Below are 20875 nucleotides of genomic sequence, written 5' to 3' on the forward strand. Positions count from 1 at the left end.
CCGCGACCATCGATTTTCACGGAGCCCCCGATGAAGACCGATACCTTCTGGCGTCACGCGACGCTATGGCCGGCGCTTGTCCTATTCTTGCTGCTGACCATCCTGCCGCTGCTCAAACTTCTGTCGCTCAGCTTTCACGACGTCGAATGGGTCAACCGCGATGCCATCTGGGATTGGGTCGGGCTGACCAATTACACCAAGCTGGCAGACGACAACCTGCTACGCGCCGGTGCGCTGAACACGCTGATCTTTGCGGTCGTGGCGGTGGCGATGCAGATGCTGATCGGCTTTGTCCTAGCCCTTCTGACGACGCGGGTCGTGCACGGGCGGGTGTTCTACCGCACGGTCTTCATCCTGCCGATCCTTGTGCCCGGCATCATCATTGGCGCGATCTGGAAGCTGATGTATTCCTATGATTTCGGGGTCCTCAACACCTTGCTTATAACCCTGGGCCTGACACCGCAGGACTGGCTGGGAAATCCGAACCTGGCGCTGCTCTCGGTGATTATCGTCGATGTCTGGCACTGGACGCCGTTCTGCTTCCTGTTGCTTCTGGCCGGTCTCGAAAGCCTGCCCGACGACATCTTCGAGGCCGCGAAGATCGACGGCGCCTCGCGTTGGCAGCAGCTGCGCCACATTACACTGCCCCTGATGCTGCCGACCATCACAGTAACCTTCGTCTTCCGAATGATCCTGGCCTTCAAGGTCTTCGACGAGATCTACCTCTTGACGGGGGGCGGACCAGGCACCTCGACCGAGGTCATCAGCTTCACCATCTACCGCCGCTTCTTCACCGAGGATCAGACCGGCTATGGCGCCGCCATGTCCATCGCGGTGATCGCGGTCATCGCCGCGGCCATCATCGCCGCAACCCGCGCCACCGCCGGAAAGGGAGCCAAGGCATGACCCACCCGACCGATATCCATGCCTCCTCGGCGCTGCCCCGTCGCCGCACCCGGCTTGCCGTCTCGGAACGACAGCTTGCGGTCGCCCGCCACCTTGTCCTGATGGGCTTCGCGCTTGTGGTTCTGTTCCCGTTCTTCTGGATCGTCTCGGCCGCCTTCAAGACGCAGATCGACCTGCTGGTCGGCAAGGTGTTCTTCACCCCGCATCTTGACGGGTTCCTCGACGTGATGTTCGACAAGACGTCGGATTTCGCCCGCAACTTCGCCAATTCCATGGTGATTGGACTGATCAGCACCTTCCTTGTGCTGATTGTCTCCACGCTGGCCGCATTCTCGCTCTATCGGTTGCAATGGCCGGCCTGGGTGCTGCATTCGATCCTGGGGTGGTCGGTCATATTCCACCTCGTGCCGCCGATCACCCTGGCGGGGGCATGGTTCTCGATGTTCCGCTCGGTCGGGCTCGACAACAGCTATGCCGGGATCATCCTTGCCCACACCACCCTTCACCTGCCGATGGCGTTGTGGATGATGGGCGTTTTCGTGCGCGACGTGCCCAAGGAACTGGTCGAGGCGGCGCAGATCGACGGCGCCAAGGTGCCCGACATCCTCTGGCATGTGGTGCTGCCGATCGTTCGCCCCGGCTTGGCGGCCACCGGCATCCTCACCTTCATCTTCAGCTGGAACGAATTTCCCGTGGCACTGGTGCTGAGCCAGCGCCAGACCGCGACCGTCCCGTTGGGCATCGGCAAATATGCCCAAGAGAACACGATCGCCTTTACCGAAATGGCTGCGGCATCGACGCTGTCGATCATCCCGGCCTTCCTTCTGCTGCTCTTCGCCCAACGCTTCATCGTTCGTGGCCTGACCTCCGGCGCAGTGAAATAGAGGTTTCCCATGAGAACGGTTCTTGTCCTCTTCGACTCGCTCAATCGCCACGCGCTCTCGCCCTATGGCGGCAAGACGGTGCCGACTCCGAACTTCGACCGCCTGGCCGCCCGCAGCGCGCGCTTCGACGGCCATCATGTCGGCTCGATGCCCTGCATGCCGGCGCGCCGCGACCTGATGACCGGGCGGATGTCGTTCCTGCACCGCAGCTGGGGCCCGATCGAACCCTTCGATGTGACCTTCCCCGAGGTGCTGAGCCGCGAAGCGGACGTCTATAGCCATTTCGTGACCGATCACTTCCACTACTGGGAAGATGGCGGCGCCACCTATCACAACCGCTACGACAGCCACGAGTTCTTTCGTGGCCAGGAGGGCGATCGCTGGAAGGGCGTCGTGAGACCTGACTGGTCGCGGATCGAGGCGCAATTCGACCCTGCGCAGGTCTCGCGCAAACCGCGCAGCTACAAGCGCCACAACGTCGTCAACCGCGGTTATCTGAACGACGAGGCGGGGCATCCCAGCTTTCAGACCTTCGCCGCAGGGGTGGAGTTCATCGAGGAAAACAGAGCGGCCGACGATTGGTTTCTTCAGATCGAGACCTTTGCCCCGCACGAGCCATTCTTCGCCCCCGACCGTTTTCGCGACATCGCCGGCGCGCGGCGGGACGGCCCCACGCTGGACTGGCCGGAATACGGCCACAGCGACAGACCGCTGGAGGAACAGGACGAACTGAGCGCAAGCTATCACGCCTCGCTGGCCATGTGCGACGAGTTGCTCGGACAGGTGCTCGACAGCTTCGACAAGCATGACCTTTGGCAGGACACCGCGCTGATCGTCACCACGGATCACGGGTTCCTGCTGGGAGAACACGACCTCTGGGCCAAGAACCGGATGACGCTCTATCGCGAGATCGCGCAGATCCCGCTGTTCATTCACGACCCGGCGCATCCCGCAGCCGACGGCACGCATGTCGCGGGGCTGAGCCAGACCCCCGATCTGGCAGCCACCATCCTTGATTTACACGACGTTGTACAGCCGGACCAGATGGTCGCCCCCTCGCTGAGGCCTATGCTGGCGGGACATGGCTCGCCCCATGACGCGCTCATCTACGGCTATTTCGGCGGTGCGGTGAACCTGACCGACGGGCGGCACAGCTATCACCGCTATCCTGCCGACATGGCACGGCAGGATGTCTGGCAATACACGCTCATGCCGACCCACATCTTCGATTTCTTCCACGAGGAGGAACTGCGCAGTGCGCAGCTGGTCCCACCACTGCCCTTCAGTCGCGGCATGCCGCTGCTCAGGGTGCCGGTAAGCGAGAAGTCCGTGATGTATGCGACTTACGGCCCCGGATGCCTGATCGAGGACGACACGCGGCTCTATGACCTGACACTGGATCCGGCACAGGTGGCACCGCTCGACGATGCCGCGTTGGAAGCACAGCTCTCGGCCCGCATGGCCGGGCTGATGCGCGGCCTCGCCGCCCCGGAAGAGGCATTCCGGCGGATCGACCTGCCATGCAAGGTGCAGCCGACATGATGCACGATGTCGTTGAGAAGGTCGCAAGCCTGCGGCAGTTGGCGTCGGTGCGGCAGATCACGCTGGACGACGGCCCCGAGCGTGGTGTCCGGGCGATCAGCTTCGACACGGGCGGCGGGCTGGCCTTCTGGGTTCTGGCCGACCGAAGCCTCGATATCGGGCCGCTCAGCTTCCGCGGAATGCCGCTTGCGTGGCAGCATCCTGCGGGGTTCATCGCACCCGGACTGCATCATGCAGAGGCCGATGGCGGCACCGGCATCGAGCGGAGCCTGTCGGGCTTTCTGGTGACATGCGGACTCGACAATGCCCGCCAGCCACGTGATGGCCTGCCCTTGCATGGCAGCCTGCCGTTGACGCCGGCCCGCGTGACGGCATGCGGCGAAGACTGGGCACGGCCCGTCCCGCTGCTCTTTGCCGAAGGCGAGGTCGTGACGGCACATCTGCGCGGCGCCTGTTTCCGTTTCCATCGCAGGATCGAGGCCGAGGTCGGTGGCAGGTCGCTGACCCTGATCGACCGGGTCGAGAATATCGGACCGGAAACGGCAGAGATGCACATCCTCTATCATGCCAATTTCGGCTATCCGATGGTCGCCGCAGACACCCGGCTGTGGCTCGATGCGGCGCCGCTTGCCACGATGGATGGCGAGGTCCGGTGCCATCCGACGCCCGGCGGCGCATCCATCCGTATGGGCCGTCCCGACTGCGACGCCTGGCCGGCGGTCGGTGCGAAGATCGAAAGCGACCTGCCATTCATGCAGGTCTGGAAGGATGCACGCCCGCGTCGGAACATCCTGGCGTTGGAACCCAGCAACTGCGATCGCGAGGCCGATGGCACCAGCGGGCCGGGAAATACGCTCACTCCGGGAGAAAGCTGGCAGACCCGGCTCCGTTTCACTTTTTCGTCCAATTCGCAGGGAGAATGACATGGCAGATGTACGGTTGGACGGTCTGTCCAAGAGCTTTGGAAAACTCGATGTCATCAAGGACATCTCGCTCGAGATCGAAGATGGCGAGTTCGTGGTGCTCATCGGTCCCTCGGGCTGCGGCAAGTCCACGTTGCTCAGAATGATTGCCGGGCTGGAAAGTATTTCGTCGGGCAGGCTGGATATCGGCGGTCTGCCTATGAACGACGTGCCGTCGCGCGATCGCGGCATCTCGATGGTATTTCAGAGCTATGCGCTCTATCCCCATATGAACACCGCCGACAACATGTCGTTCTCGCTCCGGCTGGCCGGCGAAGACGTAGCGACGCGGCTGGGCAAGGTGGCACGCGCTGCGGAAACCCTGGGGCTCGAACCTTACCTCGATCGCCTGCCGAAGCAGTTGTCCGGCGGCCAGCGGCAACGGGTGGCGATGGGCCGTGCGATCGTCCGCAAGCCCGAGGTCTTCCTGTTCGATGAACCGCTCTCTAACCTCGATGCGAAGCTGCGGGTCAAGATGCGGGCCGAACTCAAGGAACTGCATCAGAAGTTGAAGACGACGACGATCTATGTGACGCACGATCAGGTCGAGGCGATGACGCTGGCCGACCGCATCGTGGTTCTGCGCGATGGCGAGATCGAGCAGATCGGCACGCCGCTGGAGCTTTATGACAACCCGGCCAAAGCCTTCGTCGGCTCATTCCTCGGATCGCCGACGATGAACCTTCTGGACTTGGAAGTCTCGGCAGAGGACACCGCGATGGCTCGGTTTTCCGACGGTGACGCCATTCGCCTCGCATTGCCAGCGACGCCGGGGCGGGCGACCGTCGGCATCCGGCCCGAATGCTTCACGCTGCGGTCCGCGGACGCGCCGGGCGCGCTGCGCGCCGAGGTCGTCGTGGTCGAGCCGACCGGCGCATCCACCGAGCTGCTGGTGCGCAAGGCCGGGCAGAACATCACCGTGTTGACGCATGAAAGGCTGAACACGAGGCCAGGTGACAATGTCTGGCTGGTCCCGGACGTCGATCGTGTGCACACCTTCAATGACGACGCTGCCGCATGAGCTGGATCAGGCCCGTCGGTCATCCCGATGGGCGCACCGAACGCCTTCCGGATTGCGGGGAGCCCTTCGCACCGTCATTCCCGCAGCTGCACATGCCTCGTGAGGCAACGCCCCGGCCGGACCGGCAATGATATTGCAACAAACCTCGGAGAGGCGAATAGTCAGAGCACCATGTCCGATCTGAACATGTCCGGCGCCGGAGCAATATGCTGCACGGCTCTCGGAGCGGGGGAATCTTCACGCCATCACGTGGCGATGCGACTGCATCGCCGGTCTTGCGGGCCGATGGGACATGTCGACCGCACCGCTCTGCAACGTCACACGGCCGATCCTGGCAGTCGTTCGGTTTCCGTATCGGACAGTTTCGACCCGTCAGGAGGAATAGGCTTCCATGGTCCTTTGAACCGACTCCCGCCCTTGTCTGCAGGTCCGTTTCAGATCATCGAATTGCGACCGGGCGGTATGGAAGAGCGATGCCCGCAACGAAAGGAAACCGCCTCTTCATGCAGTCACAGATGTCCGATGAGAATTGGAAGGATGTCATCATGCGGAAATGGAAAGGGGCATTGGATCGTCGGGGGTGGACAGCAGTGACAAGCGGGCGTTCGGCGCTTCTTAACTCGGCAGCGTCCAAGCGCCTTCAGAGTACCATCGACCCCGCGGAAAAGCCGGGCATGACGCCAAGAATGCGATGATCGGGCGGGTATGGCGCCGTCGTGTGCCTCATTGTCCTTGCAGAACCTCATCCCGTTCTTCGAACGCGTTCTGGGAACGGGGATCAGGACCAATACGCTTGTTCCCCTTGGCCGAGCACCACACCGCAACAAACAACGGATCGGCTTCGATGACGCTTTACCTTGACCATGATCTCGGTTCGTGGCCAGTCTGTCGCCAAGGCGCGATCCGTTATGCTTGGCCGCTCAGTCTCGGCGAGGGGGGGCGCACATGATCGCCTTCCGCAGAGATGGGCCCGCGACGCTCCGCAGTCACCATGGGCTTGCAATTGCAGCGCGAGGTAAGCTTTTGCGGCGGCGGCTGTTCGCGCGGGGGAACGCGATCGGGTTCATGATCCTGGCGGTCGCCGTAGGCGCGTTGTCGGGGGCGGTTGTCAGCGCGATCGGTTTGGCCTCGCAAGGGCTGCACAGCTTGTTTTACGGCGTACCCTTCGGCGCCGGGCTTAGTGGCTCGGACCTGACGCGCAACTGGATTCTGGTTGTGGTACCGGCTCTGGGCGGTCTGCTGACCACGCTGCTTCTTAAGCTGCGCCGGCGCACCGGTTCCATCGTCGATCCGATTGAGGCGAACGCACTCTATGGCGGGCGGATGTCGCTGACCGACAGTCTCTGGGTTAGCTTCCAGAACCTCGCCTCGAACGGGTTCGGGCTGTCGGCGGGGCTCGAGGCGGCCTATACTCAGATGTCGTCCGGCATCGCATCGAAGTTGGGGCTGAAGCTGAAACTGCGGCGTGAGGATATGCGCGTGCTGGTCGGCTGCGGCGCGGCCGGCGCCATCGCCTCCGCCTTCGGCGCGCCGCTGACCGGCGCGTTTTACGCCTTTGAGCTGATCATCGGCACCTACAGCGCGATTTCGCTGGCCCCGGTGATCGCTGCGGCCATCGTCGCGATGCTGGTCTCGCGCGCGATCGGGGGCGAGCCCTTCACGATCGAGGTCGGCCCCATCGGCCTGATCACCGCCATCGATTTTCTGCCCGCGCTGGCGATGGGCGGGATCTGCTCAGGTCTGGGCATTCTGGTGATGATCGGCGTCACGCGGACGGAGCGACTGGCGAGCCTGGCCCGGATCCCTGCATGGGCGCGCCCGGCCACCGGCGGGCTGCTGGTCGGCGGCCTTGCGCTGATCTCGCCGCAGGTGATGTCGGCGGGGCATGGCGCGATGCACCTTAACCTGGAACATGACGTCGCTTGGACCGCATTGGCTGGCCTCTTCGTACTGAAGGCGCTGGCGACGGCGCTCACCATCGGCTCGGGCTTTCGCGGCGGCCTGTTCTTCGCCTCGCTGCTGCTAGGCGCGCTGGTCGGCAAGGCACTGGCGGTGCCGCTGGAATGGCTGGTGCCCGGCATGCTGTCCTCGGCCGCGCTTGCGGTGATCGGGATGAGCGCGTTCGGCGTCGCGGTGATCGGTGGGCCGCTGGCAATGACTTTCCTCGCGCTCGAGGTAACGGGCGAGTTCCCCATCGCCGTCCTCGTGCTGGCGGCGTCAATCACCTCGTCGCTCGTCGTGCGGCAGGTCTTCGGCTATTCGTTCAGCACCTGGCGCTTCCATCTGCGCGGAGAGACGATCCGCAGCGCCCATGACGTCGGCTGGATCCGCAATCTGACAGTTGACCGCCTGATGCGCCGCGACGTGGTGACCGCACGCGCCGACATGACCCCGGACGAGTTCCGGCAGGCCTTCCCCCTGGGCTCGACGCAGCGGGTGATCGTGGCGGTCGCGGACAACGCCTATGCGGCGATCGTGATGGTTTCCGAGATCCATGCCGATGCCGACGCTGCCGAGCCGAGCACCGATCTGACTGACTTCTTCCACCAACAGGCCGACATCCTGCTGCCGGGGATGAACGCGCGACAGGCCGCTACCCTTTTCGAGAGCAGCCAGACCGAGTCGCTGGCCGTTGTCAGCGACCGGATCGAACGACGGGTTCTTGGCCTTCTGACCGAGGCCCACACTCTGCGCCGCTATAGCGAGGAACTGGACAAGCAGCGCCGCGACATCATAGGCGCGGCGGAATAGGAAAGAAGGGGCAGGATGATGCAGAAACAGGGCAAGGCATGCTGCGGCGCGGGTCGCGGCGATCGCGACACGGCACCCGAGGGTCGCGATGCGATGTTCCTGGCCGCAGCGCGGGCCGTGCCGCGGGCCTCGGACCGGGAACGGGCCGCCCTGCGGGCCCGCCTGGTCGCCATTCCCGGCGGCATCTTCGAGATGGGCGCCCGCAAGTCCCGTTTTGCCACCGACTTGGACGCGCCCCGGCGCAAGGTCAAGCTGTCGCCCTTCCTGATCTCGGCCACGTCGGTGACGAATGCCGAATATGCCCGGTTCACGGAAGCGACCGGTTATCGCACGGTCGCCGAGCGCGAGGGCTGGAGCTTCGTGTTCCACCTGCTTCTGGAGGATGTCGCGGCATGGCCGGTCAGCCCGCCCGGCCTGCCGTGGTGGCGCCGCGTCGATGGCGCCTGCTGGTCGTCTCCCGAGGGGCCGGGGTCGGACATCTGCGGGCGCGAGGATCACCCTGCCGTGCATATCGCCTGGTATGACGCGCTGGCCTATTGCCAGTGGTCGGGGCTGCAATTGCCAAGCGAGGCGCAGTGGGAACGCGCCGCCCGCGGCGGGCGGGCGCGGCGGAAATTCCCATGGGGCGATGAGCTGATGCCTGGCGGCGCCCATGCGATGAACATCTTCCAGGGCCATTTCCCGACCCACAATACCGCCGAGGACGGCTGGCAGGGCACCGCACCGGTACGGGCCTTCGCACCTAATGATTACGGGCTCTACAACATGACAGGCAATGTTTGGGAATGGGCCGCCGACCGCTTTGGTCCCCTGCCCAAGGGCGACCGTCTGCCGCCGCTGGACCCGGTTTATGACGACGACAGCCCGGGCGCCGCACGCGCACAGCGTGGCGGATCATATCTCTGCCATGACAGCTATTGCGACCGCTACCACGTCCACTCCCGCACCCGGAACGACCCTGACAGCTCAACGGGAAATTGCGGTTTCCGCATCGTGGCAGAGCTCTGAGCGCTGGCTACAGTCTTCGTTTGTGCGGAATAGTCCGCGCATCTTTTCATTGTTTGCGACAATTGATTGCCGCCGTTCTAAACCGCGCTCCAGAATTAGGGCACGACTGCCATTGGTTCAACGGAATGCCCGGACGAGAGCATGGACAATCGACCACATGGCCGCTTTGTCGGCAGAGGTGTCAGCCGTGGCTGGCTGGACCTTCATCGCCTGCCATCCCCTTTGTCGCAGCAAGACGTGGACACGCCAGTAGCCGTAGCGCCCCCGCGTTTCGCAGATTTCCTTGATCCGTCGCGCGTCGGCCGCCTCATCGGTGCGCCGGGACTTGTAGTGGAACGTGGAGGTGTCGAACCGCAGGGCCCGGTCGTCATGACTGCTCGGACCGTGTATGGATGGCCCCCTGGCAAGAGCTTTGTTTGATCTGGCATCTGGTCGGTCGCGGCCATGTATACGGCGTCTAAGATGCAGCAAGTTTACAGCTGCGCGCCCTGATGAAGTCAGCCGGCGGTCGGGTCCCGATTAATGGCACGCGCTCGGAGGCGCTCCGGTCCGAACTGGGTGTCCCGTTCCGCTGTGTTACCGTCGCTTTGCCATCACCTTACACTGCGCCGCACCATCTTAAAGCCTTGCCGGTCCGATACCGACGCGGCTGGTCTCTTGCATTTCAGGCTGAGGTGGCTCGGTAACTGCCGCCACGGGCAATCAGCGCCCAGATTGTTCGGGCCATGCGGTTGGCCGGCGCTACGGCGACCACCTTCACCGGATTGCGGACAAGCATCCGGTCGAGCCAATCGGGTGCATGTCCTGACGAACCCTCTCGACACCCTCGCCGCGCGCTGATCTGGTCCATGGCGCCGAGGTCGAGCAGCCTGCGCAGGTATCGATTACCGGCTTTGGATATTCGTCCGAGCTTTTCCTTCCCGCCGCTGGAATGTGCCTGCGGCGTGAGGCCGAGCCATGCTGCGTAGTCACGCGAAGGGCGGAAAGCGGACTTGCGGCAGTGCAGCGAACTGCCGTCCTCAAGAAGCGAAAGCGGCCATTCGGCTTCGGTGCGGTCTTACAGACGCCTGACCCGACGCGAAGGGCGGCTTCCAAACCGTTACCGCCGGCGCGAGATATCACAGTCGAATGTTGGAAGCGGACATTCAGCCGAAGCCCCAAAGTTAGCCCCGAGAGGACGATGACCGCGCGCGAATGCTGGAAATGAGTTGGGCGCGGCGCGTTGCGGACTGTCCGACGGCCTTAGCATTCCGATCTCTGTCTCGGCTTGGGACAGCTACGAGTACCACACCGAGGCCACCACTCTGATCTTCAATCGCGCATCAGAGAGCCTGCGCTGCGCTGCTCCGGGACCGGACCCAAACGGTTGGGAACGGCTGCACCTCTCAGCAGTTGATGCGAGCAGATATGTTGCGGCAGAGATCCAGCGAGGGACCCAATGGCAATGGCCGAACGGAAAAGACGTGCCGCAGATAAGGCACGCCCAAGACGCGCCGCCGTGGCGAACGCCTGATGATGTCGCTGCCGAAGCTGCACGCGGTCCGCGCGATCTGGGACGGGGTCAGGACAAGCCTATGGTTTCTGCCGGCGATACTTGGCGCGATGGCACCGATACTGGCGTTTTCTGCACGATACCTCGATACCTTGCTTGGCAGTGAACCGCAAGAAGGGAACCCGAGGTGGATTTACCAAGGCGGGCCCGACCAGGCACGCGAGATTGTCGCAACGATCCTGTCGGCGATCGGCACCATGACCAGCTTGGTCTTTTCGATCACAATGGTGGTATTGACGCTGGCCGCTGGACAATTCGGGCCGCGCCTCGTTCGAAATTTCATGGCGCGGCGTCTGACGCAGCTTGTTCTTGGCACATTTGTCCTGACAATTCTTTATGCACTCCTGCTGCTGTCGGCGCTTGGGGTGGAGCAGAAAGAAGGGACCTTTCCCTCGGTCACTCTGGCCGTCGGGCTGGCCGCGCTTTGCCTTGGGTTGCTGGTGGTGTTCATCCATCATTTGGCGACCTCGATCATGTCCGAATCGTTGATCGAGGCGGTTGGAGGCGAGCTGGACGACGGAGTGGCCAAGCTGGACCTGGCCGAAGCAGACCAGCATTGCAGCGACGACCTGCCGCGAGATTTCAGCCAGCGAGCGGCCTTTTTCGGGATAGATGATTTTGGCTATGTCCAATCCATCGAGATCGACCACATCCTAAAATCCTCTCGTCAGGCAGACGTCTTGATCGGGCTGGAGTTGCGGGCAGGCGATTTCGTTATCGCGAACGGCCGGGGGTTTGGGATCTATCCAGCGGAACGCTCGTCGCAGGCGCTGGCGGAGCAAATCCGCGCCGCGATCATGCTTGGACCGCATCGCACTCCGGTTCAAGATCTGGAATTTCCGATCCGCCACTTGGTCGAGATCGCCGTCCGCGCCCTCTCGCCCGGGATCAACGATCCCTACACGGCTGTCTCGGTGATCCACCGCTTGTCGGCAGCTTGGCCGCAGCTGATGAAGCGCGAGGTGCCCACAGGTGCCTATCACGACGAGGACGGGCAACTGCGCCTGGTCGGTCCCAGCATTGACCATGCAGGCCTGATGAACGCTGCGTTCAGCCAGATCCGGCAGGCGGGTGCGGGCATGCCGCTGGTGCTGATCAACCTGCTGAAGACATTTCGCAGCATGGCCCCGTGCACGCGTAGTGCGGCACAGCGCGATGCTCTTGCGGCCGAAATCGAGGCGGTCATGGAAGATGCACGGCGCGAGATCCCCAATGTGGCAGACCTTCGCAACATTGAGAACCATGCAAAGCACGCCCTCTCGGCGCTGCAAACGTGATGCCCCTTTGCCAATCTTAAGTCAAAGAGTGGCCAGTTGTGCGAAGCTTCAGGAATCGAAAAGGGGCAACGGCAGAATCGTCCAATTGTCCCGACCTTGCTCGGACCATTTTGCTACACCGGGCGCCAACGACTTCTCTGAGGAAGCTGCAGGCTGCAGCTTGTGACGCCTGACTACCTGTAATGGGCCGATAGGGCGGGTCGGACGCTCCCGCGCCTCCGGCCGTCGCGCGAATCGCCATATTGACCCGAAGAGCCCTTCTGCGACATTCGGCAGCCCCTGCTTGCAAACGCCCGAGCTACACCGGCTCGCACGTTCAGATCATGTGGCGCGTTCATCCTTTGGTGATCCCATCACGATGTGGGATGTGATCGCATGGACATGGGATTGGGTGCCCAAGACCTCTGTGTGAAAGCGCTTGTATTCCAAGAGATCAGCGCTCTCGACACGAAGGATATACTCGAAAGCTCCTGCGATGTTGTGGCACTCGACGACTTCGGGCGCGACTGACATAGCGCGCTCAAAGCCCTCCTGTGCCGCCTTGGTATGGGAGGACAGGCCGACCATGACGTAAGCGGAAAAACCTCGGCCCATCCGCTCCGGGTTGGTCACAACCCTATAGCCCCAGATCACTCCTGATCGTTCGAGTTCCTGAACCCGCCTCAGGCAGGCCGAGGGAGACAGACCGACCCGGTCAGCCAGAGCAACATTGCTGATCCGGCCGTCACGCCGCAGTTCGCGCAATATTTTATGGTTTGTAGTGTCCATGAGCCGACAATCGTTGTGCATATTAAGACAAAGATAGATTAACAGACGATATATTGCGACCTCCTTCCGCTATTATTGCGCTCAAGCAATATTCGGAGCACCACACATGAGTTTCGCTATCATGACCGCCCTTCTGGGCTTCGCGTTTGTCGCGACCGTCACGCCTGGCCCCAACAACCTGATGTTGATGGCGTCCGGTGCAAACTTCGGCTTCCGCCGGACCTTGCCGCACATGCTAGGCATCGTCGGAGGCGTGTCGGTCATGGCGTTTCTTGTGGGTGCAGGGCTGATGGCGCTGTTCGACATACTGCCCGCCCTGAACCTGGTGCTGAAGGTCGTCTCCGTCGGCTACCTGCTTTGGCTCGCATTCAAGATCGCCACGGCCGCATCGGTGGAGGAGCGGGACGCAGACAGCCGTCCCATGACATTTCTCCAGGCGGCCACTTTCCAGTGGGTGAACCCAAAAGCCTGGGCCATGTGTCTGTCTGCCGTTACGCTCTACGCGCCCGACCGGTCACTGCTGTCGGTTGCCATCGTGGCAGGTGCGTTCGCACTCGTCAGCTTTCCGGCGATTTCGGTCTGGGCATGGCTTGGGACCGTGGTCCGGCAATGGCTGTCAAACGCGACCCGGCTTCGGGTCTTCAATATCACCATGGCAGCTTTGCTAGTGGTGTCGCTCTATCCCGTGCTCGGTCTCGGTACATGAACCATAGCGTTGCCAGTCTCGGTTCCGAAGTGCGATCGAACTGACTGTGGTATTGGGGTCCATTTCGTCTCCATGGCAGATTGTGCCATCTTGCTTCCGCTGCGCCAAGGCAAGAACGTCTGCTTTGGAGAAGCTGCAAGGCAGCATCGGTCGTGCGTCTAGCGGCAGCTTTGGGCCGACCGGGGTTGAATGCCCCGGGCGGTAGGATGGCTACAGGTCTATCGCTTCTGATAGCGACAGCGCGTCCTCGATATCGACCCCGAGATAGCGCACGGTGCTGTCCATCTTCGTGTAGCCGAGCAACAGTTGAACAGCACGCAGGTTTCCCGTCTTCTTGTAGATCTGGGCAACCTTGGTGCGCCTCATTGAATGGGTACCGTAGGCGCTCGGCTCCAGACCAGGCGACACGACCCAGCCCCGGACGATCCGGGCATACTGCCGTGTCGACAGGTGCGCGCTCCAGTGGATCCGGCTTGGCCACAAGAACTCGAGGCCGATCATCTCGGGGTTCCGGATCCAGCGGTCCAAGGATTGGCGCGTCGTATCGGTAATCTCGAACCGGACGGGTTTTCCTGTTTTGCTCTGGATCATCGAGGCGCGCTCCTTCACGTGCCCTGCGGCGAAAACATCTTGGACCCTCAGGGCCACGAGGTCGCACCCGCGGAGCTTGCTGTCGATCGCCATGTTGAACAGCGCGAGGTCGCGGGGATTGCCTGCCATTTCAAGCCGGAACCGGATCGACCATACATGTCGCGGAAGAAGCGGCCGCTTCCGACCGACGATGCGGCCCTTATTACAACTGACGCGGGCAGGCCTGACGGCGGGAAGAAAATCGATGGACATGGTGACACCTCCTTTCCGTCATGCCCGCCCTTCTTCGATAGTGTCGACAAAGCAAGCATATCATTCCGATGGTTCGGCATCTGCGCCCAAGCCGGCACCAGGAGCGGACGTATACCGAGTGAAGGAGGCCCAACGACTTCCGGTGGCAAGGGCGGCAGCATCGACGTGAAGAGCCCACAGCAACTGACGCTGCACACTGCTGGAATGTCGGCTTTGCTCGCGCTGGCTTGCTATGTTGCGGTATGCCGGTTGACGTCTCTAAACTTGAAGACAAGTCACGACGAATGCTCGAGGTAATTCGCCTCGCGCAATGGAGATTTTATGAAAGAGCCCCGGGCATAACGCCCGTTCCCAGTGAAGGAAATTCGGGAACACTAACAAAAATGGACACACTCACGCGCCATGCTGAGTGGTCTGTTTCTGTACTTTCATAAGATCGAGACATCCCAATGAACATCTCGAAGCACGAGCAACGTGTTTTGCATGAACTCGCCCTTGGCGGCGAGATCAAATTCATGCGCGCTGACAATCGCAAGGTGAAATCCGTCCAGTGCTTCACCCGTGACGGTTTCGCCTTCCCGGCTTGTACCTTGGACGTATTCACCCGGCTCAAGGACAAACGCTTCATCAAATCCCTCCAGGGCGGTTCGTACCGCATCACCAAACTGGGCAATACATCCGTACGTGCCCAAATGAACCAACGATAAACCAAAGCAGAAAGGCAGTTTTCCATGAAAACGCCACACCAGATCCAATTCGAAGCCTTCGCCGCTGCCGGGGGGCTGTATGATGAACGTCATGCCAAGTTGTACGCCGACCTTGCGGATGACCTGATCGAGGATGGTAGTTTTTCCATCCTGTATGAAGGTGTCGCGCATGCATGCTACACACCAATCACAATCGACAAGGCATCGCATCTGAAATGCCATGTTCTCGCCCCATTGGCGGTACTGCCAGACTATCAAAGAAAGGGCTATGCAACGCGCCCCAGGGAAGAAGCGGAAAAGCAGCTTGATGCCGACGTAATCTTCGTCATGGGGGAGCCGTTCCACTATGCAAACCGCTACAATGCACCCCACAAAGTCTTGCCGCCCGTGAGGACGCAAGCACCTCTCGAATGTTGGTTTGCGCGCGAGCTGACTCCGGGAGCATTGGACGGCGTCGGCGACTCCACATCCAACATATCCGGCCCCTATGCCGCGCCACTCATGTGGGGGCATCCGAGCGAGCAAGTGTAAGGGCTGAAGCTCAATCAACCAGCCATTCTGCGTGGTTTGCCTAATGGCTGGTTTGTCCCGCAGAGCAGACTGTGACCTGTCGATCTCACTGCGCCGGGCATGAACGTCTGCTCTCGGGAAGCCGCACGGTAGCAAAAATACCGTCCCTACCGATCGCAATGGGCCGAGTGCGCTGGTCAGGGGCTGCCCAGGACCGTTGCCGGCACCAAGGCCGGCAAATCGACGTTAAGAGCCCAAAGCGACCATCGCTCTGAAACCTGTAATACCGCTGGAGCTCAAGGTGCCGGGGTGACAGCTTTCGCACGCGTTTCGGCACTCGGCGAATGCCCGAAAGTTCGCAGAAACGCTTGGGAAAACGCGCTTTGCGACTGATACCCAACCTCATGGGCAACGTCGGCGACAGAGGCTTCGTCCTGAAGCAATCGTCCGCGTGCGAGTGTCAGGCGCCAAGAGCGCAAATACGATAGTGGCGGCAGACCGATGCGACGACTGAATTCCGCCGAAAACGCGGCCCGAGACATTCCGGCGACAGCCGCTATATCAGCCACGGTCCAGGCGCGCGCGACATCTGCGTGCAGGGCCTTCAGGGCCCTGCCAATCCTAGGATCGGACAGCGCGCCGAACCATCCGAATTGAGAAGGTCCGGCCTGCTTGGCATGGGCGCGAAATGTCTCGACCAGAAGAAGGTCTGCCAAGCGTGCGCCCACTATCGTGGAACCGATCGCAGCTCGCCCGATCTCCTGCGACATGAGCGACAGGACGGTCGAAATGGCTTCGGCCCCTGCGGTGTGGCGCTGAACAGGGATGAAGTCCGGCAGCATGTTCAACAGGAAATCGGCGTTCGGCCCTGAAAAGGTGACCGTTCCGCCGATCGAAACCACCTCATCTCCGCCGAGGCGGACAAAGTCCCGACGGGGACTTTCAAAGAGGTGCTGGCCGTCCTCTGGCGGCAGCATTGGGTCACTGGAAACGGCATAGCCCGAGCTCCCGATCAGGCAGACATCCCCGGCCTGCATCGGGTGCGGCGCCCGTCCTTCCGTCTGCATCCAGCACATTCCTCGCAGCACGGCCACGAATTTCAACCGGTCCAGTGCCGGGAACGACAGCGCCCAGTCCCCAGAAGCCTCCAAGCGGGTCTGCCGTATCACGCGGGCACCAAGCACCTCAAGAACGTCGGACAGCGGATCGGGCTGAAAGTTGGACGATTGCGACAAAATCATGGACCTCTCGACATCGTTCTTCTTGTGAAGGGGCTATAAATCCGTGGCAAGGGAAACTGACCGAAGGACCGCAACTCATGACACTCGAAGGCAAAGTGATCGCCATCACCGGCGCAAGCAGCGGCATCGGGCGTGCCACGGCGACGCTGCTGGCGGCTCGGGGCGCCGCCGTGGTGCTTGGCGCTCGCCGCGAACAGATCCTTGAACAGCTTGTCGCCGAGATCACCGTCGAGGGCGGCAAGGCGGCTCACAAGGTGACGGACGTGCGCCGCCGCGCCGACCTCGAAGCGCTGGTGGAAACCGCCGTCCAGCGGTTCGGCAGGCTCGATGCCATCGTCAACAATGCCGGCATCGGCCCGATCTCGCGCTTCGACGCGCTGCGGGTCGAGGAGTGGGACGCGATGATCGATGTAAATCTGCGCGGCACGCTCTACGGTATTGCGGCTGCCCTTCCGGTCTTCACCCGGCAGGACTGCGGGCATGTCATCAACGTCGTGTCCACGGCCGGACTGAAGATCCTGCCGACGATGGGCGTCTATGCCGCGACCAAGAATGCCGTGCGAACGGCGACTGAGGCGCTCAGGCAGGAAGCGGGGCCGAGCCTGCGGGTGACCGAGGTTTCTCCGGGCATGGTTTCGACGAACTTCACGCTGACCATAACGGACCCCTCGGTCAAGAAGATGATCGACGGCCGGATGGGCGATATCGGAATGGCCCCGGAGGCGATCGCCCGGGCCATCCTCTACGCGCTCGAACAACCGGCTGATGTCGAGGTTGGGAGTATCGTGGTGCGGCCAACAGCACAGGGCTGACGGAAGTGGTAAACGGCTAGTTTGTCCCGCATAGCAGACGGTCCAGGATAACTGGCGACCGTCCGTTCCGTCCGGATAACGTTGAAAAACACGCTCCGTATGATCGCTCGTCGCTCTGGCAAACAAAAGCGCTGCGCCTCTTCAGGCGATCTTTGGCGTCATCGGGATCAGTTTGGCGAGTTTCCGTAGGTTCTGGACGGTCGCGGCCAGATGGAATTCGTCCTTTGCGCCGTTTGGTCCGCGTAGTCGCAGACGGTCGAGGCGTATGATCCGCTTCTGGTGGGCAAAAAGCATCTCGACCTTCTTCCTGGCATAGCTTGATGCGACATAGGCATCGGTCTTTGCCAGCTGGCGGGCATGCTCTCGCGCGTCCTCGTGCGGATGGCGAGCGATCTCGCGGACGGCGGCGCCCGGGGTGCATCGCGGCTTCAGGGGGCATACGGAACAGTCATGCTTGCTGGCATAGTAGCGGGTCGTGTCGTCCTTGCAGACGCCGGATTGCGGCTTGCGCATCTCGCGCCAGTATTTCTTCAGCTTCTTGCCGTCGGGGCAGGTGTATTCATTGGCCGCGTGGTCAAAAGCAAAGGCTGTGGCCGGGAATGCACCATCACCGCGTTCGGTCTTGTCGAAGGCGAGAATATGCGGCTCGATCTCCTGCTCGTCGACCAGCCAGCCCAGCATGTCGCCTGCTCCATATGCAGTATCGGCGACAAGCGTGTCGGGATGCGGTCCAAATGTCTCCTTGGTGCGCACGATCATCTCACGAACACACGCCACCTCCGCCTGGCGGATGGGTGCTGTTGCCTCCACATCCACGATGATCGCGTGCTCCAGGTCGACGAGATAGTTGGTGCTGTAGGCAAAGAAAGGCCTGTCGCCGTTTGCAGCTGTGAAGCGGGCAGCGGGATCGGTCGGCGAAAGCGTTTTAGGCTGCACTGACGTAGAGACGCCGAATGCCATGTCATCAAGAGTGTCCAGATACTCTTGTGTGGCTCGGGTGACAGTGTCGCCCGCGGACCAATCTTCGGCCCGGACCTTGCTGTCGCGGCTGGCGTCGGCCTTGATCAGAGAAGCGTCCGCCCCGAACTGCCTGCCGCCAACGAAGCCTTCGGTGATGCAGCGCGTCAGCACGGCCTCGAACACCTGCCGCAGCAGATCGCAGTCTCGAAACCGGCCGTGGCGGCTCTTCGAGAAGGTGGAATGATCAGGCACTGCATCGGTCAGATCGAGACGACAGAACCAACGATAGGCCAGGTTCAGTCCCACCTTTTCGCACAGCCGCCGCTCGGAGCGGATGCCGTAGCAATAGCCGACCAGAAGCATGCGGATCATCAGTTCGGGATCAACCGACGGTCTGCCCGTCGACGAGTATGTCGGCGCTAGCAGTGAACGCACGCAAGAGAGATCGACAAACCGGTCCATGGCCCGCAGGTGATGATCAGAGGGCACCATGGTCTCCAACAAGAACTCTTAGAACAGCTGTCCTTGTGAAACTGGCCGAGGTCCCATCATGGCCGTCACCTCCCTGGCTAAGAGAAGTGAATCAGCGTCAGAGCTATCAGGCAACGGTGTTTTTCAACAGAATCCGGGACGGAGCGGACGTTCGACAGCTTGCTGTGTTCTGTTCCATCGGTAGGGTGGAAGGATGAGCCCACCTTATCGCCTGCCAGAAGAGTTCGAGACAGCCCGCTACTTCCTCCGGCGCGTGAAGGTGGATGACGCCCAAGCTATTTTTTTGACAGCTACGCCACCGACGCGGAGATTACACGCTTTCTTGGATGGAAGCCTCATCGAAGCCTCGCGGACACGTCCGCATTTCTGGAAATTGCGGCAGCCGAATGGGACTTGGGGAGCGGCTTTCCCATTGTCGCACGTGACCGCGAAAGCGGAAAATTCCTTGGTATGTTTCACCCTAAACTGGTTGGCCATAAGGTGAACTACGGCTACGTTTTGCGGAGATCGGCATGGGGGAAGGGGTGCGCAACAGAGGTGATGCGCTGGCTCGTGGAACAGGCGCTCGCTCACCCCATGATTTGCAGAACAGAAGCTTTCTGTGACGTGGATCATCCGGCATCGGCCCGAGTGATGGAGAAAGCAGGTATGGAGCGCGAGGGTATCCTGCGGCGCTACTTCCGCCACCCAAACATTTCCGAAGCGCCCCGCGATTGCGTCATCTACTCCAAGGTCCGATAAGGGCTCTTCGCGTCGATGCTGCCTAGCAGTCGAGAGGCTGCTTTTCAGAAATGTGGTGATCGCGGGCACCGCGATCGCTGATCCAGCAGACAGCCCCGCCTCCGCTTCGCTCTGGCACGGCCGACAATCCTTCGTTTCATTTTTCCGCCTGCCATCCGGCCGCGATCCGAACACGGGCTCTGGTGCCGCTGCGCGTCAGCCTCCACGGAGAAATCCGGTTCCTCCCACGCGCGGGACACGCGGGTCCCTCCCAATTTCACCGCTCCCGCCCCGTGTGTCAGATCGCCGTCCGGCCACAGGTCGGGCTGCACCCACCCTGCTTTGCCCTTCGGATGATATGAGGTCATCCAAAGTGAAAATCAGCGATGGCTTCGCCACTGGCGGAAGAAAAAGGAGCGCCGCGACATGTCGGACCAGTTCGGAACACGGGCCAGAGATTGGGCTGCGGCCCATCAGAGGCAGACCTTTGTGACAAGAAAGGCGGGCCCGCCTTCGCATGGGGAACAGGCACCACTGATTTTACGCAATTTTTTCCACCGCTGAAGGCAGGACTATCTGCCCCCTTCCACCGGGCTTGCGTGTCACGCAACTGGCCGGCCAACATGTCAAGCGCCGGGATCGCCGCAGCGGGCACATCGCAGGCCGCCTTGAGTGGCCGATCAACATTATGAATACCCTTTGCGACGACAACCCCGAACTCGCTCAGGTGCGCGCGAATGGCGTTCACGATCTGCGTCCTTTGCCGGATCAGGAAGTCCCGCGCCTTGTGATCGAGCAGCGCCGCCTGACGGTCCGCTGACTTCACTGGCACGAAGCGCATCGTCGGACGAGTGACAGCCTCGTAGATCGCCTCCTCGTCAACCGCATCGGTCTTCCCGCGCTTCACGTAGGGTTTGGACATAGGCGGGCGGCATCAGCCGCACTTCGGCCCGATCGACGTCAGCTCCCGCACCCAGTAATGGGCGCCCGCACAGGCTTCCATGACGACGAGGCAGGGCTCCAACCGTGAGAAGAACGCCAGAACCTGCAACCGTCGCCGAAAGACAATCGCGCCCTCCGCGTCCAGTCCGTGAATTTGAAAGACGTTCTTGGCCAAATCAGGGCCAACGGTGACAGGCTTGTCCATGAATGGCTTCACTAGGTGAATGTTTCACAGACCCACTTTGGTGCAACACGATGCCGCTGGTGGGGC

General features: G+C 61.7%; 17 protein-coding genes and 3 pseudogenes. 12 read left to right on the forward strand and 8 right to left on the reverse strand.

Annotated elements, in window-relative coordinates:
* Positions 1–30: 30 nt before the first annotated feature.
* The 7 genes from DDE75_RS12000 to DDE75_RS12030 all read left to right on the forward strand — a co-directional run bounded on the left by DDE75_RS12000 (position 31) and on the right by DDE75_RS12030 (position 9074).
* Positions 31–906, forward strand: a complete 876-nt coding sequence (locus DDE75_RS12000) for a carbohydrate ABC transporter permease (protein WP_162799017.1) — start codon at positions 31–33, stop codon at positions 904–906.
* Positions 903–1790, forward strand: coding sequence for a carbohydrate ABC transporter permease (locus DDE75_RS12005; RefSeq protein WP_108502615.1), 888 nt, complete (start codon positions 903–905; stop codon positions 1788–1790). Before DDE75_RS12000 ends, DDE75_RS12005 begins: the two co-directional genes overlap by 4 nt.
* A 9-nt stretch (positions 1791–1799) precedes the next feature.
* Positions 1800–3332 (forward strand): sulfatase, encoded by a 1533-nt coding sequence (locus tag DDE75_RS12010; RefSeq protein ID WP_108502616.1) that lies wholly within the window; start codon positions 1800–1802, stop codon positions 3330–3332.
* Positions 3329–4255: a DUF4432 family protein gene (locus DDE75_RS12015; protein ID WP_162799018.1), complete on the forward strand. Its 927-nt coding sequence runs from the start codon at positions 3329–3331 to the stop codon at positions 4253–4255. The genes DDE75_RS12010 and DDE75_RS12015 overlap by 4 nt, the downstream gene beginning before the upstream one ends.
* 1 nt (position 4256) lies before the next feature.
* Positions 4257–5315 carry an ABC transporter ATP-binding protein gene (locus tag DDE75_RS12020; RefSeq protein WP_108502618.1) on the forward strand — a complete coding sequence of 353 codons (1059 nt, stop codon included), beginning with the start codon at positions 4257–4259 and terminating at the stop codon, positions 5313–5315.
* A gap of 945 nt (positions 5316–6260) precedes the next feature.
* Positions 6261–8066, forward strand: a complete 1806-nt coding sequence (locus DDE75_RS12025; protein ID WP_211659341.1) for a chloride channel protein — start codon at positions 6261–6263, stop codon at positions 8064–8066.
* 18 nt (positions 8067–8084) lie between these two features.
* Complete coding sequence (locus DDE75_RS12030; protein WP_245894725.1) at positions 8085–9074, forward strand: formylglycine-generating enzyme family protein; 990 nt, start codon at positions 8085–8087, stop codon at positions 9072–9074.
* Positions 9075–9287: 213 nt separating this feature from the next.
* Here the strand turns inward: DDE75_RS12030 and DDE75_RS17660 are convergent.
* Together DDE75_RS17660 and DDE75_RS12040 are read right to left on the reverse strand one after the other, a co-directional pair.
* Positions 9288–9434: pseudogene (locus DDE75_RS17660) on the reverse strand (IS3 family transposase); the annotation flags it as partial.
* Positions 9435–9738: 304 nt separating this feature from the next.
* Positions 9739–10059: pseudogene (locus tag DDE75_RS12040) on the reverse strand (transposase); the annotation flags it as partial.
* Between the two features lie 530 nt (positions 10060–10589).
* Here DDE75_RS12040 and DDE75_RS12045 point away from each other — a divergent pair.
* Positions 10590–11903, forward strand: coding sequence for a DUF2254 domain-containing protein (locus DDE75_RS12045; RefSeq protein ID WP_162799019.1), 1314 nt, complete (start codon positions 10590–10592; stop codon positions 11901–11903).
* Positions 11904–12224: 321 nt separating this feature from the next.
* Here DDE75_RS12045 and DDE75_RS12050 read toward each other — a convergent pair whose 3' ends face one another.
* The gene (locus DDE75_RS12050; RefSeq protein WP_108502621.1) at positions 12225–12671 is read right to left on the reverse strand and encodes an Lrp/AsnC family transcriptional regulator; all 447 of its coding nucleotides are present in this window, start codon (positions 12669–12671) and stop codon (positions 12225–12227) included.
* A gap of 121 nt (positions 12672–12792) precedes the next feature.
* Here DDE75_RS12050 and DDE75_RS12055 point away from each other — a divergent pair, with 121 nt between their 5' ends.
* Complete coding sequence (locus tag DDE75_RS12055) at positions 12793–13377, forward strand: LysE family translocator (RefSeq protein WP_335672045.1); 585 nt, start codon at positions 12793–12795, stop codon at positions 13375–13377.
* A 210-nt stretch (positions 13378–13587) separates the two neighbouring features.
* Here DDE75_RS12055 and DDE75_RS12060 read toward each other — a convergent pair whose 3' ends face one another.
* Entirely contained in the window at positions 13588–14220 is a 633-nt protein-coding gene (locus DDE75_RS12060) for a tyrosine-type recombinase/integrase (RefSeq protein ID WP_108502623.1), read from the reverse strand.
* A gap of 428 nt (positions 14221–14648) precedes the next feature.
* A complete protein-coding gene (locus DDE75_RS17895) occupies positions 14649–15020 on the reverse strand; it encodes a hypothetical protein (protein WP_472462636.1) in 372 nt (123 codons plus the stop codon).
* A gap of 6 nt (positions 15021–15026) precedes the next feature.
* Here DDE75_RS17895 and DDE75_RS12070 point away from each other — a divergent pair, with 6 nt between their 5' ends.
* Positions 15027–15458, forward strand: coding sequence for a hypothetical protein (locus tag DDE75_RS12070; protein WP_472462637.1), 432 nt, complete (start codon positions 15027–15029; stop codon positions 15456–15458).
* Between the two features lie 275 nt (positions 15459–15733).
* Here DDE75_RS12070 and DDE75_RS12075 read toward each other — a convergent pair whose 3' ends face one another.
* Positions 15734–16678, reverse strand: a complete 945-nt coding sequence (locus DDE75_RS12075) for an AraC family transcriptional regulator (protein WP_108502626.1) — start codon at positions 16676–16678, stop codon at positions 15734–15736.
* A 77-nt stretch (positions 16679–16755) separates the two neighbouring features.
* On the opposite strand from DDE75_RS12075, the gene DDE75_RS12080 reads away from it, so the two are divergent.
* On the forward strand, positions 16756–17490 hold the full coding sequence (locus DDE75_RS12080; RefSeq protein ID WP_108502627.1) for an SDR family oxidoreductase: 735 nt from the start codon (positions 16756–16758) through the stop codon (positions 17488–17490).
* Positions 17491–17631: 141 nt separating this feature from the next.
* Here the strand turns inward: DDE75_RS12080 and DDE75_RS12085 are convergent, their stop codons facing one another.
* Positions 17632–18942, reverse strand: a complete 1311-nt coding sequence (locus DDE75_RS12085; RefSeq protein WP_245894733.1) for a transposase — start codon at positions 18940–18942, stop codon at positions 17632–17634.
* Positions 18943–19251: 309 nt separating this feature from the next.
* On the opposite strand from DDE75_RS12085, the gene DDE75_RS12090 reads away from it, so the two are divergent.
* Complete coding sequence (locus DDE75_RS12090; protein WP_245894734.1) at positions 19252–19683, forward strand: GNAT family N-acetyltransferase; 432 nt, start codon at positions 19252–19254, stop codon at positions 19681–19683.
* Positions 19684–20281: 598 nt separating this feature from the next.
* Here DDE75_RS12090 and DDE75_RS17665 read toward each other — a convergent pair.
* Positions 20282–20809 (reverse strand): annotated as a pseudogene (locus tag DDE75_RS17665) (IS110 family transposase); the annotation flags it as partial.
* Positions 20810–20875: the final 66 nt, after the last annotated feature.

The organism is Paracoccus indicus, assembly GCF_003056335.1.
Classification (GTDB): Bacteria; Pseudomonadota; Alphaproteobacteria; order Rhodobacterales; family Rhodobacteraceae; genus Paracoccus; species Paracoccus indicus.